The following is a 13,777-nucleotide window of genomic DNA, read 5'->3' as shown; positions in this document are numbered from 1 at the left end:
CTATGCTCAGAGTTCTTTGGCGATAAAGCCGATACTGTCCAGTTCACTGCCGGACCGGCCATAAGCACCAATAAAGGCTTTCCCGGCTGGTGCGTCAAAGGTGGTACAGGTGCCCGTTTGTGATCCACCGGCCATACTGTTGCCCGCACTGGTCTGAAGTTGCAGGTAAAAAATACGGGTATGTCCGTTGTGCTTTGCCTGGCATGCGGTAATCCGGCTTATAGTTTCACCCGGTGACAGTTGCAGAGTTTGCGCGGAGCCACCTGTTCCTCCGTGGCTCAACTGCAGGCCCCCGGGGAAGTGGAACGTCATCTGGTCGACCCGGCTCCCTGCACGCAGGGTGATGGCATCGGGTTGAGGGTAGTCCGCCATCGACAACGCGGGCAGGTCGTTGAAGAAATCGCCGTGAGGGCCGCCAGCCGTACCCGTCAGATACAAACCACTATTGAGTGAATAGTGAAAGGTGGCGGCAACGGGGTCGTGATCAGACAGAGGCTCGCCGGCGGAATCAATGAAATTGGAAGGCACCTGCGCATCCGCCAGTGACAATTGCACCGCAGCGCCGTTGCGGTAGAGGATCTTGTCCACTCGTTCGCAGTTGCCGCTATTTTTATCGGTACAGTCGGTCAGTGCCGGATCACCGCTCTGCGGAATAATTCCACCGCGGGATACTTCAACCCAGGTATCGGAAAATCCGGCCGCAATGTAATCGTGCAGTCTGTCTGGGGATCGGGTGTAACGGGAGTTGGTGTCGCCGGCGACGATCACGGCGTGCCCGCTGGAACGAGTCTCTATCGCCGCGAGCAGTTGCAGCAGATTACTCGCCCGTGCTGCGTTGGAGGCATCATCGGTACTGGCGTCAGCGTGCAGGTTGTAAACATCGACAACCGCACCATCGCCAAAATTCATTCTCGAGAATGAAAATCCTTTGGGCGTCAGGCAATCACTGCCATCGCTGAATACGCCATAACAGTCGTTCCACTTGGTGCGGCTAAAATCGGAAAATCCGATTTTGGAAAAGCGGTTCATGCCGTCGCCGACGGCTATATCGCCGGAGTGGGCTGAAGTGTGTGCATGCACAATTTGGCTGACAAGATCGCTGTGGTAGCTGAAGTCTTCCTGTACTACCACGATGTCGTAATCATTCAGCAAAGGGCTGATTTTCACGGTATTGGTCGCCGGGCTGCCGGAACTGAAGGCGTCGGGAAGCCCGGCGACGTTGTAGGTCAGTATGTTAAATTGACCATCCGCTACTGCCTGCGCGCTGGACAGTAGCGCGATCAGCAGAACGCAAAAAAATTTCATCAGATGTTTCCTCTTTGTGTGTCACCTGCCAATTGCAGGTAATTTAAAGAGCGATTACATCGACGTCTGGGGACATAAAATCCGATGAATTTATTCTGGCATTCTGGTGACATTTAAGCGTCAAAGATTATGCCCGCAGTCTGCTCCAGGGGCCGTTGATGGCCAGAGTCATGCCGGGGCGCTGTATATTCACAAACAGCGTTGATCCATCCGGCGAGAAGCAGGCACCGCAGAACTCCCCTTTGTCAGGGTGCGCGTTCATGGTCAGGGTGTAGAGTTTTCCCTCCGGTGTCAGACCGCGGATATAGTTGACCATATCCGGGCTGCTGGAATAGCTGTCTTCGCAGATGATCAGATCACCCCAGGGGGCGATGGCGAGGTTATCGCAGGACTCCAGCAGTGCGCGGTCGCGGCTCTCGTAAACCAGCTCCAGTTCACCGACGACTTCATGCCCGGCGCCTTCGTGCCGCCCGGGGCGGTAACACCAGATCTGGCCGATCTTTTGCGGCCCGCCGCCGGTAGCGGCAAAGTAGATTTCCCGGCGGCCGTCGGCGCGCAGTGCAAAAGCCACGCCTTCGCAGCGACAGAAGCGTGCGGCGCCGGCAGCGGCACCGCGCAGGCTGAGATCGCCGTCCGGCGACGCGACATCCTCGAGATCTATCCAGGTGCACTGGAATTTCTGCCCCACGCTCACCGCACTGGCCTCGGCCTTGTTTTTGTCCTCCTCCCAATTGCGGGTGAGTGCGCCCGGCCACCCCTTAATGGCTAGCGCCTGCAGCTGCCCACCATGCCGAAGTTGTTCTGATTGCGCAGGCAGAAAGCGATAAAACAGCGCGTTATCGTAATCCTCTGTGAGATAGACAATGCCGGAGCTACTGTCGACGGCGGCGGCCTCGTGAACAAAGCGTCCCATGGCGGTGAGTGGCTCTGGTGTCACTAACCCTTCTGCGTTGGCGGGGACTTCGAATACGAAGCCGTGGTCGCGTCCGAAACCTTCAGCGCGCCCCGCGAGACTTTCTTCACAGGTCAGCCACGAACCCCAGGGTGTGGCGCCGCCGGCACAGTTGCGGGTGGTGCCGAGCAGGCTCAGGTGCGATTTCTCCACCGTTCCGCTGCGGTGGTTGTACAGCAGGGTGGTGGTCCCGCCATTGACCGGCAGCTTGTCTTGATAGAGGTCGAAGGCGCGGTCGCGCATCGCGCGTGCGCGCGCCGGCGCATGGTGAAAGGGGCCGATTTCCGGGCCGATGGAATCCAGTTCGTGATTGCGCACCAGCAGGCTGTAACCCGGCTTGCCCGGTGCGGGAAACGCGGCCATGCCGTCCGGTGCACTGGGGGTGGTGAGGCCGTCGGACATGGTGTCGCCGGTGCGGGAGATAACGCGGTAGCTGAAGCCCTGTGGCAGATTCAGAATACCGTCGGGATCGCGAAAAAGCTGGCCGAAGCGGTCGGTACCGCGCAGAGGGTCGACGGCATAGACCTGCGCCAGTGCCGGCAGGCTGGAGAGGCCGCCAAACGCCACCGCGGCGGCGCCGGCGTTGATCAGAAACTGTCTGCGTGAAAGCGTCATTTTTACCTCGTGAATGCAAAAAGGCGGGAGCGGTGTGAACCGCTCCCGCATCGAGTGGGCGCCCGAACCGGGCCTGTTACAGTTTTACCCGGGCACCGAGAACAAACGTGCGCCCGTAATCGGTGTAACTGCGGAACTCGTCGCCATCCACAAACAGCTGCTGAACTTCATTGGTGACATTGATGCCCTCAATGAAAAGCGAGGTACTTTCGCTGAGGTCATAGGCCGCGCTGAAATCCAGGGAGCCAAATTCCGCGTTGTTTTCCGAGGCGAGGCTGTTGGTGCCGATCTGATTGAGCACACCGTCGCGCCAGCTGTAGCTAAAGCGCAGCGCCAGGCCATTTTTTTCGTAAAAAGCGGTGAGGTTGTAACTGTTTTTTGCCACATCTTCCAGCTCACCTTTGATGCGCTCATCACCGTCCACGTAGACCGCGCTGGAGTCGGTCAGGGTGTAATTGGCCTGTACACCCAGTCCGTCGAAGGGCGCCGGCAGGGTATTGAACACCTGCTGGTAGGCCAGCTCAAGACCGGAGACCTCGGCATTGGAGCCATTCACTTTGGAGGTCAGGCGGTAGACTTCGCCATTGAATTCCAGATCGGAAATCTGAGTCTGAATGAATGTGGAAATATCCTTGTAGAAAACCCCTGCGGTGAGCGCGGTACTCTCTTGCGGGTACCACTCCAGGGTCGCGTCGTACTGCCAGGCCTCGAACGGTTCCAGATTCGGGTTGCCGCCGGTAGCGGTCAGTATGTCTCCGGAATTGAATGTCAGGCGCGGCGCCATGTCCTGCAGGTCCGCACGGGTGATCACTTTGGCGGCAGCGACGCGGGTGATCAGGTCGTCGCGCAGGTCAAGAGCGAAATTCACCGAAGGCAATACATCGGTATATTCGTTGCTGAAAGACACCGGCGTAGACTCTCCATCCACCGTCGCATGTCCGGAGGAAACCTGCTCGGTCTGGGCTACACGCACACCCAGATTGCCGCGCAGCGGCATGGAGGCCAGTTCGCTGTCTAAATTCAGCATGGCGTAGGCAGAGCGGATGCTTTCTTCGATACGATAGGAGTTGCCGAGGTCGCCACTGGTAAGATCGGCGGCGAGCAGTTCTGCGCTGGGGAAGTTACTCCAGAATTTATCCTCGTCGGGTACCAGCCAGACCTGGGGCAGGCTGCCGTTGGCATTACCGAGAAAATCATCCGCGGGAAACGCGGTGAAATAGCTCGAGTCAAATGTCTCGCCTTCCACTCCCTCGCTCAAGCGGAGGTCGCGACGGAAATAATCCCGCGTGCGTTCACGGAACTTGATACCGGTAGCGAACTCGGTAAACCCGGCCAACTGAATACTTCTGCTGGCATCGAACTGCAGGGACTGCTCTTCGTCATTGGCGCGGATGGTGCGCCATTCCAGCCGGCGGCCCGGCCACTGTGATGGATCGTTCAGGTCCGCGTTGGCGTACTCAATACTGGGCACGGAGTCGCCGTCTACTTTCGGGAACAGGAAGGAGAAGCCGATGCCCTCGGTCACGCGGAAGCGGGTGCGTCTGATGGGATCGGAATCTTCGCTGTCCGCGCTGGAGTGAAACAGGTCGCCGGAAAGCGTCCAGTCGTCCACCAGCCACTCCGCATTCAGACCGATAGACAGGTTCTCGTCGTGAATGCCGGAGCTCTCGCGACCGATTTGCACCGAGCCATCGGTGATGGTACCGCCGACCAGTGCGCCGTCGCGGATAATCGCGGTGCCGGGCACCAGACTGGCGGGATCGTAGTCGGCGCTGTAGGTGAATTCGTCGTACTGTACTTCCTGATCCACGTAGAGCAGGTCCAGGTTGATATCCAGATTGTCGGACGGACGCCACTGCATGGCGGTGGAGAGACCAAAGCGCTCGCGGTCCTCGAGTTCCAGTGTCGGGCGAACACCTCCCGGTGTGATCAGCGGGCCGCTATCGCGGGTGCCGTCGCCGTCGGTATCCAGGCCTTCTTCCAGTTCGGTCCAGCCGAAATTGATCGCGCGATCCTGGCGTACACTGCGCTCGGCGTAGGCACTGGATACCAGCAAGCCAAACGTCTGGTCTTCGTTGACCCAGTTGGCGAGACCGGAAAATCTTGGGTCGGTCTCTTCCGCCAGCTGCGCGTGACTGGCGCGGGCGGACGCGCTGAAGGTGGTTTCACCCAGTTCCAGCGGCCGGAAAGTTTTTACATTCACGGTGCCACCGATGGCGCCCTCGTCGTGGGCGGCGGTGGGGCTCTTGATGACTTCGACCGCGGATACCAGTTCCGCCGGCAGCGTATCGAAGCGGAACTGCCGACCGAACTGGCCGGACGTTCTGACATTCTCATTGACCGCCATGGTGCGGTTATTGAGGGTGGTGACCTGGAAGTTGGAACCCAATCCACGCACCCGCACATAGACCCCTTCGCCGCGGTCGCGCACGATGGATACCCCGGTAACCCGCTGCAGTGCTTCGGCGATATTCTGTGCGGGGAACTGGCCGATGTCCTGCGCAATGATGGCGTCGGTTACGCTCGGCGCATTGCGTTTGGCGTCGATGGCGGACTGCAGGCTGCGGCTGTAACTGCCGGTGACGATGATTTCTTCCAGTTCGGCGATATCCTGCTGGGCGTTTGTGTTCAGTGAAATGGAGCCGGCGGCTATGGCACCGATCAATGTAGGCAGCAGTTTTTTTCGCAAATGACGTTGTTGCATGTTTCCCCCAATGGTGACTTTTAATGTGTCTACAGACGATCACCTAAGAGAGAAATCCTCGGCCAAAGGGGACAGAAAAAATGAGAAAAAAATATTTTTTTACCGTGTGGAAAATATTCATACAACGGTCATGTAGGCATGTTGCAATTGCGTGCCGCAGTTTTTGCAGCAGTGCAAACAGCGGCATTGCCTGACGCTGATAGACATCCATCCGACCGTTACCCCACTTCCCGCATAGTCCATCTGTGTAATGGTATTCGCGCGGCTCCGGCTCTATGTTCTTTGCCTCCAGTAAATTCCCGCCCCAACCGTGCCGGGACCATGTTGAGGTGAACGATAATGAACAAATGGGCTTGTTTGATGAGCGTGCTTCTCCTGTGCGGGTGTGGCGGAGGTGGCGGCAGTGCGGGCGGTAGTGGTGATCCGGGCGGCGACGGCAGCAGCAGTGGTGGGAGCAGCAGTAGCAGCAGTAGTAGTAGCAGTGGCGGTAACAGTGCCCCCTTCCTTTCCTGGCAACTCGAAGTAGACAGCGATGGCCAGCTCCGGGATTTTTCGCTTGATGAGGCGCATGTCAAATTGTGGCTGGAGGAAGCCGGTGAGGTGACGTATCCCGGGCACTTCTACGGCAAAAAGCCGATGGTTGATGACGTGGAGTACATGCTGCTGAAACTGTTGAACAGCGGCACCGCCGACGGCAAAGACCACTGGTATGTGGCGGCTCTGGATCGCAAAACCGCGGCGCGTTCGCTCATGCCGATGCCGGTGGATGGCCTGGCGGCGGCCCACGGGATGGCGGGGGTGGAGTTGATCAACTCCGCGAGTGGTCTGTTTGATGTTGTGCACGATCCCGATGGAAGGCTGCGCCTGTTTATGGTGACGGAAAGCCGCCATCATCAGAATGGCGAAGCCTACCTCCGCCACGTTTTGAGCCGATACTGGGTGACCGATGGCGAGCTGGTACCGGAGGCGCACGAGGTGCTGGCTCCGGCATTGGCGCTATCCGGCCAGAAGCTGGCGTTGAGTACCTTGGAGGTGCTGGACGATTACATCCTGCTCGACAGCTATACCGGCGAGAATCCGAACATCACGAATATCCGTTTCCACCTGTTGAATCGGGCCGACCTGACCGTGGCTAGGGACAGTTTTGCTCTGGTACCCCGCGCCTATGGACATCAGGTGATTGAGAAGGACAACTGGCTGCACCTGATCGAACGCGAAAATGAAAATGTCTACAACGAGCGCGATGGTGTGATAGAGCGCTACTCCCTGTACGACTCGCCGGAATATCCCAACGCTGAGAGCCAGCGTTCGCGGGTGCGCAGTTTCCGCTTGTCTGACCTGTTGAACGGGGTGGATTTGCCGGCCCGGGAGCACCTGTTGCCGGCCTGTGCGGAGTGCCTGGACAACAACGGCACCTGGTATGATCAGCGGGTCGCTACCAACGCGATCATCGCCGGTGATGGTGGCCGCCTGTTTATGGCTTACTCCAGGAAGCCCGGTGCGGATCAGCCGGGAGCGGCCATTGCGATTGAAGTACTGGACGATCAGGTTACCGCGGGAAGCGATTTTGCTACCAGTCTGCGTGGGGAAGGTGACGGGGTGAAGACCGCCGATGTACTTAGCCACTACTATCGCCACGCGCTGTCGTTTATGAAGCCCGCTCCGGATGGTGGCTTCTACCTGATGGCGCAGACCCTGGTGGATACCGAAAACCACAATTCACTGGATAGCCAATATCTGACCCTGATGAAGTTTGACCGCGACGGGCGGCCGGGTTGGATGCGCAAGATTGACGCAAAGGGAAATCCAGGCCGCTTTGCGAACGCCACGGTGTCCGCTCTGCAGGTGGATGATGATGGGGTTTCGATGGTGGTGACCGGGGCCTTCGATGCGGTGGATGACACCGCGGGGCCGGAGACGAACGTGCCCAGCGCCTATGTGCATTTCACCGGTGGGATTTCCGCCGCGGCGGCGGAGGCCTATCAGCAGCGCCCACAGGACCTGACCGCATTCACGGCCACCGGACCCTCACTGGCGGAAGCGCTTCCCGGTAACAGTTACTATTTTTCTCTGGACAGTGGTTCCGCCTTCTGGATTCGGTTTGAGGAGGACACGGCCTACACCCGCTCCTGGTACGGCGGCTTCGATGAAAGCTACGTGGTATTCAAATGGCAGGAGGGAGAAGGGGGTATTCATCGCCAGCATCAGACCATTCTGGTCTGCCATCCGGGCGAAACCCAGTGGCGCGCGGTGGAGTTGCCAGAGGATAATTTCAGCCCTCTCACCGGCAGTCGCGGCGGTATCCTGATGGACGGCAAAGACATGAGCCGCACCAGCCGGGAGTATACCGCCGTGGCCGAGGGCGAGACCTGTGAAGGCTACGGCGCATAGTCGGGCGGGCAAGCCGCGAAAGGAGTACACAAGGGTTGAACAATACATCCCGCTCGTTGTTATTGGTGGATGATCATCGCCTGTTCCGCGAAGGACTGGTCCTGCTGTTGCGGGACCGGCCCGGGCTCGGGCGCGCGTATGAGGCAGGCACCATCGATGAAGCCCTGGGCTTTGTCGATGCGGCACCGCCGGTGGGTATGATTCTGCTCGATATTGCCCTGCCCGGTGTGGATGGGTTGGCCGGAATGGCGAGTCTGCAACAGGCATTTGCCGGGGTACCGGTATTGGTGTTGTCCGGCAGCGAAGACCCGGTTCACCGACAGCTGGCTCTGGGGCAGGGGGCGGCCGGTTTCGTGGAGAAGTCCGCCAGCGGCGAGGAAATCTGCGAGGCGATCCTCCGGGTCTGGCGCGGTGATCGGGTCTTCCCGCCAATTCCCGAAGCCCAGGCCACCGGCCTCACACCCCGCCAGGAGGATGTGTTGCGGCATCTCGGCGAGGGGCTCAGCAACAAGGCGATCGCCCGCCATCTGGGGCTGTCGGAAAACACCGTGCGCGTACATGTCTCCGCGATTCTGGCGTTGCTCGGCGCCACCAGCCGGACCGAGGCAGTGATGGCCGCGCACCGCCGGGGCTGGATTCGTTGAACCGCCAGGTGATTCACCGATTTGCAGGATTATGGCGCCTGCCGCCGGATACCGTACTGGCCGGGCAGATGGCCGAGGTCCGCCGCAATCTTCCCCCCGGTGTGGTCGTTGCTACCCTAATGGGCACCGGTTCGGTGCTGACGCTGGCGCTGCTGTTTGAACAGTGGCGCCTGTTGTACTGGCTGCCGATCTACCTCCTCCTGCAATTGCTTACCGCGCTGCTGCTGTGGGATCTGGCCCGGCGCACCCTGCCACCCCGAGCCCTGTTCCGGGTGATGATTGGCGTATTCGGCAGTGCCGGTGTGGTGTGGGGCGGGCTCGCCCTGTTTGTGGCGCCGGGTCCCGACAGCCTGACCACGCTGCTGTTTCTCACCACGGTGATTTCCGTGCATTGTGCCGGCACCTTCCCCTTGACCGGTGCCAGTCTGCCCCTGTACTGCAGTTTTATGCTGCCGTCGCTGGCACCGCTGACCGCGGTCTTCTTCCTGCGCGCGGACAGTCTGTCGGTGGCCATGGGAATCATCGTGGTGCTGCTGATTGGCTGTATGCTGTTGTTTGCATCTCGGGCGCAGGCCGCCAGCCAGGAGAAAATACGGCTGCAGTTCGCCAATGATGAACTGGTGGCCCGCCTGCGGGAGGAGTCCCGGTTGCTGGCCAAAGCCCGGCGGGCGGCGGAGGAGGCCAGCCGCGACAAGTCCCGCTTCCTCGCCGCCGCCAGTCACGATCTGCGCCAGCCGATGCACGCTCTGGGTCTGTTTTTGGAGGCGCTGGGACGGACTTCCCTGGATGTCGATCAACGCTCCATCCTCGACAAGCTGAAGCTGGTGTCCCGTTCCGCCAATGGACTGCTCGGCGGTCTGCTGGATTTTTCCCGCCTGGATGCCGGTGTCGTGGTGCCCGCACTGCGCAGTTTTGCGCTGCAGGCGGTGATGCACAAACTGGAGCAGGAACTGGCGCCGATGGCCGAATCCCGCGGCCTGGTCTATCGCAGCCGCGATACCAGCCTGGCGGTGAACAGCGACCCTGTACTGGTGGAGCGGATTCTGCGAAACCTGATCAACAACGCCATCAACTACACCGAGCGCGGCGGTGTGCTGGTGGCCTGTCGGCGGCGCGGTGATCGGGTCTGGGTCGAGATCAGGGACACCGGCGTGGGTATTGCGCCAGAGTATCAGCAGGCGATTTTTCGCGAGTTTTTCCAGATCGGTAATCGGGAGCGCGACCGCCGCAAGGGCCTGGGTCTCGGGCTCGCGATCGTCACCGGATTGTGTCGGGCCCTGAACGCGGATCTGAGCATGGTGTCCCGTCCCGGGCGGGGCTCCCTGTTCCGGCTCGCGTTGCCGCTGGCTGCGGCGGCCGTGGTCGAAACCCCAATGCCCGCGATCCAGCGCCAGTTCCTGGTGCCTATTTCGGTACTGGTCGTCGATGATGACCCGGAGGTGCGCGAGGCCATGCGCGTCTTGCTGGCCAGTTGGGGCTGCCACTGCCAAGTGGCCGAATCCGCCGTGGACGCATTGCGCCTGGGGCTGCCCGCACCGCATCTGCTGGTGGTGGACTATCGACTTCGTGGTGGAGAAACCGGTGCCGAGGCGATCGATGTGTTGCGCCAGAGCTACGGAGACGACATTCCTGCGATCGTCATTACCGGTGATACCGCCCCGGATCGCCTGCGCGAAGTACAGCGCGTGGGTTCGGCACTGTTGCACAAACCCCTTGAGGCCGATGCGCTGTACCGGGTCATGGTCCAGTTGGTGGGTGAACGGGCGGATGGTGTTGCGGGAGCGAGTTGAGCGAAGATCGGCTCGCTCCCGCGGAGAGGCCGGGAGGGCGGGAGGCCGGGAGGGCGGGGTGCCCTCCCGGGTTGCTTAGTGCCGAAGCCGTCAGTGATTTGCCGCATCCGCCAGCGGCGCTAGCTGCGGCATTTCCTCGGTACCGGATCTGTGGGGCGCGGTGGTCTCTGCGGCCGGCGCTGCCGGTCCCGCCAGCTTGCGCAGCGCCACATAGAACACCGGCGTCAGCAGCAGGCCGAACAGCGTCACGCCGATCATGCCGGTAAACACCGTGATGCCCATCGCGTTGCGCACTTCGGCACCGGCGCCGCTGGCCATCACCAGCGGCACCACCCCGGCGATAAACGCCACCGAAGTCATGATGATCGGGCGCAGGCGCAGGCGACAGGCTTCCAGTGCGGCGCGCACAGGATCCAGGCCTTTTTCCAGTTCCAGCTCGCGGGCGAACTCGACGATCAGGATGGCGTTCTTGCACGCCAGCCCCATCAGCACCACCAGACCCACCTGCACGAACACATTGTTGTCGCCGTCGGTCAGCCACACGCCGAACAGCGCGGCCAGCAGACACATCGGTACGATCAGTATCACCGCCAGTGGCATCACCCAGCTCTCATAGAGCGCAGCCAGCACCAGAAAGACCAGCAGCAGCGCCAGCGGGAATACCAGCATCGACGCGTTGCTGCGGTTAACCTGCTCGAAGCTGAGATCGGTCCATTCGATGGTCATACCCGCCGGCAGCGTCTGCTCCGCCACCCGTTCCACGGTTGCCAGCGCCTCGCTTGACGACAGCACCGCCGGGTTGGACTGGCCCAGCAGGTCAGCGGCCGGGTAGCCGTTGTAACGGATTACCGGGTCCGGTCCATAGCTCTGCTTCAGCTGCACCATGGTGTTGATCGGCACCATTTCGCCGCGGTTGTTGCGGGTGTAGAGATGGTCGATATCGGCAATCTCGTCGCGGAACGGCGCATCCGCCTGGGCCATCACCCGGTAGGTGCGCCCGAACTGGTTAAAGTCATTGATATACAGGGAGCCGAAATACAGCTGCAGTGTGCCAAACAGGTCGTCCAGGCGCACGCCTTGCGCTTTAGCCTGCAGCCGGTCCACCTCCGCATCCAGCTGCGGCACATTGGCCTGGTAGGAACTGAATGGATAGCTGAGCCCCGGCGTTTGGCTGAGGGCGCCCGCCAGTCCGTTGGTGGCGGTTTGCAGCTCGCCGTAACCGGCGCCGGTGGGGTCTTGGGCGCCGCTGCGATTCTGAATGTACAGCGAGTAACCGGAACCGGCACCGAGGCCAAAGATCGGCGGCGGCATAAAGCTGACCGCAAACCCCTCCTTGATACCCGCGAGCTTACCGTTCAGCTCCGCGGCAATCTCCTCGGCACTGCGATCGCGCTCGCTGAAATCGTCGAACAGCACAAACACCGTACCGACGTTCGGCGTGTTGGTGCGCTGCAGTGCATTGAAACCCACAAACGCGGCGGCGTGGGACACGCCCTCGGTTTCCTGTGCCAGTTCACTTACGCGCCGCGCCACGGCCTCGGTGCGATCCAGCGAGGCGCCCTCCGGCAACCGGATGCTGCCCACCAGGTAGGTTTTGTCCTGGGTCGGGATAAATCCGCCGGGAACCTGATTGAACATGAATACCGTGCCCGCCAGCAGCAGCGCGTAGACCGCGAACACCAGGCCGCGCCGGTTCAGGCTGCGGCCCACAAGGTGCTGGTAGCGCTCGGCGTTCTTGTTGAAGAAGCGGTTGAACGGGCGGAATATCCAGCCAAACAGGCGGTCGATCACCCGCGCGGGCAGGTCTGGCGCGGCGCCGTGGGGTTTCAGCAGCGTCGCCGCCAGCGCCGGTGACAAGGTCAGTGAATTGACCGCGGAGATCACCGTGGCAATGGCAATGGTCATGGCGAACTGGCGGTAGAACTGGCCGGTGATGCCATCCAGGAATGCCATGGGGATAAACACCGCGCACAGCACCAGACTGATGGCGACGATGGGCCCGCTCACCTCGCGCATCGCCTGGTGCGCGGCGGCCAGTGGTTTCAGCCCTTCTTCGATATTGCGCTCGACGTTCTCCACCACCACGATGGCATCGTCCACCACGATGCCGATTGCCAGCACCATGCCGAAGAGGGTCAGGGTATTGATGGAAAAGCCCAGCAGCTGCAGCACGGCGAAGGTACCGATGATGGACACCGGCACAGCCAACAGCGGAATCAGCGATGCGCGCCAGGTCTGCAGGAACAGGATCACCACCAGCACCACCAGCAGCACCGCCTCCAGCAGGGTCTTGATCACTGCCTTGATCGAGGTGCTGACAAATACCGTCGGGTCGTAGGCGATCTCCCACTCCAGTCCCTCCGGGAAGTGATCGTCCAGCTCGGCCATTTTCTCGCGCACCGCCTGTGCGACCTCCAGCGAGTTGGAGCCGGGTGCCTGGAAGATCGGCAGGCCCACGGCCTGGCGGCCGTTCAGCAGCGCGCGCAAGGTGTCCTCCGATGCGGCCAGCTCGATACGCGCGACATCCCGCAGGCGCGTGATCTCGCCGTCATTGCCGGTTTTCAGCACCACATCGCCAAATTCTTCCGCGCTCGTCAGACGTCCCTTGGCGTTGATGGAGATCAGAAAGTCGTTTTCCCCCGGCATCGGCTGGGCGCCGATCTGGCCGGCGGAAACCTGCACGTTCTGCTCGCGCACCGCGCTGGCAATGTCGGACGCAGTCACGCCAAGGGCTGCGGCTTTCTGCGGGTCTACCCATAGGCGCATGGCGTAGTCGCCGGAGCCGAACAGCCCCGCCTGACCCACGCCGGGGATGCGCGCCAGTTCATCGCGAATATGCAGCACCGCGTAGTTGCGGATGTAGGTCGCATCGAAGCGGTCGTCTGGCGACAGCAGGTGCACCGCCATCATCAGGTTGGGGGACTGCTTCTGGGTGGTGACGCCCTGGCGGCGCACGTCTTCCGGCAACCGCGGCAGCGCCTGGGATACCCGGTTCTGCACCTGCACCTGGGCCTGGTCCGGATCTGTTCCCAGCTTGAAGGTCACGGTCAGCGACAGGGTGCCGTCACTGCCGGCGACGGATTTCATGTAGATCATGTCCTCCACGCCGTTGATGGCTTCCTCCAGCGGCGTGGCGACGGTTTCGGCAATGGTTTTGGGGTTGGCGCCCGGGTAGCGTGCGGTCACCGCGACGCTCGGCGGTACCACTTCCGGGTATTCGCTCACCGGCAGCACCGGGATACTGATCAGGCCAACCACGAAGATGATGATCGACAGCACCGAGGCAAAGATCGGCCTGTCGACAAAAAATCGGGAAAAATTCATACAGCGTTACCCCGTGTGCGGAGGGAGAAACCGCACGGAAATTTGAAATTCA

General features: G+C 61.0%; 7 protein-coding genes. 3 read left to right on the top strand and 4 right to left on the bottom strand.

The window, feature by feature from the left end:
* Window positions 1-6 precede the first annotated feature (6 nt).
* The 3 genes from FDY93_RS12370 to FDY93_RS12360 form a co-directional block, all read right to left on the bottom strand.
* Window positions 7-1,305 (bottom strand): jacalin-like lectin, encoded by a 1,299-nt coding sequence (locus tag FDY93_RS12370; RefSeq protein WP_138236070.1) that lies wholly within the window; start codon window positions 1,303-1,305, stop codon window positions 7-9.
* A 127-nt stretch (window positions 1,306-1,432) separates the two neighbouring features.
* On the bottom strand, window positions 1,433-2,872 hold the full coding sequence (locus FDY93_RS12365) for an alkaline phosphatase PhoX (RefSeq protein ID WP_138236069.1): 1,440 nt from the start codon (window positions 2,870-2,872) through the stop codon (window positions 1,433-1,435).
* A 76-nt stretch (window positions 2,873-2,948) separates the two neighbouring features.
* Entirely contained in the window at window positions 2,949-5,576 is a 2,628-nt protein-coding gene (locus FDY93_RS12360; RefSeq protein WP_138236068.1) for a TonB-dependent receptor, read from the bottom strand.
* Window positions 5,577-5,915: 339 nt separating this feature from the next.
* Here FDY93_RS12360 and FDY93_RS12355 point away from each other — a divergent pair, with 339 nt between their 5' ends.
* Genes FDY93_RS12355 through FDY93_RS12345 form a run of 3 tightly spaced genes read left to right on the top strand, consistent with a single transcriptional unit; the run spans window position 5,916 to window position 10,401 of the window.
* On the top strand, window positions 5,916-7,967 hold the full coding sequence (locus tag FDY93_RS12355) for a hypothetical protein (RefSeq protein ID WP_138236067.1): 2,052 nt from the start codon (window positions 5,916-5,918) through the stop codon (window positions 7,965-7,967).
* 35 nt (window positions 7,968-8,002) lie between these two features.
* Complete coding sequence (locus tag FDY93_RS12350; protein ID WP_138236066.1) at window positions 8,003-8,611, top strand: response regulator transcription factor; 609 nt, start codon at window positions 8,003-8,005, stop codon at window positions 8,609-8,611.
* Between the two features lie 8 nt (window positions 8,612-8,619).
* Window positions 8,620-10,401: an ATP-binding response regulator gene (locus tag FDY93_RS12345; RefSeq protein WP_138236065.1), complete on the top strand. Its 1,782-nt coding sequence runs from the start codon at window positions 8,620-8,622 to the stop codon at window positions 10,399-10,401.
* A 90-nt stretch (window positions 10,402-10,491) separates the two neighbouring features.
* Here FDY93_RS12345 and FDY93_RS12340 read toward each other — a convergent pair whose 3' ends face one another.
* On the bottom strand, window positions 10,492-13,725 hold the full coding sequence (locus FDY93_RS12340) for an efflux RND transporter permease subunit (protein ID WP_138236064.1): 3,234 nt from the start codon (window positions 13,723-13,725) through the stop codon (window positions 10,492-10,494).
* Window positions 13,726-13,777 lie beyond the last annotated feature (52 nt).

The sequence above is a fragment of the Microbulbifer harenosus genome (assembly GCF_005771435.1).
Classification (GTDB): Bacteria; Pseudomonadota; Gammaproteobacteria; order Pseudomonadales; family Cellvibrionaceae; genus Microbulbifer; species Microbulbifer harenosus.
The sequence above is the reverse complement of the archived record's forward strand: the minus strand, read 5'-3'. Positions and strand labels throughout refer to the sequence as shown.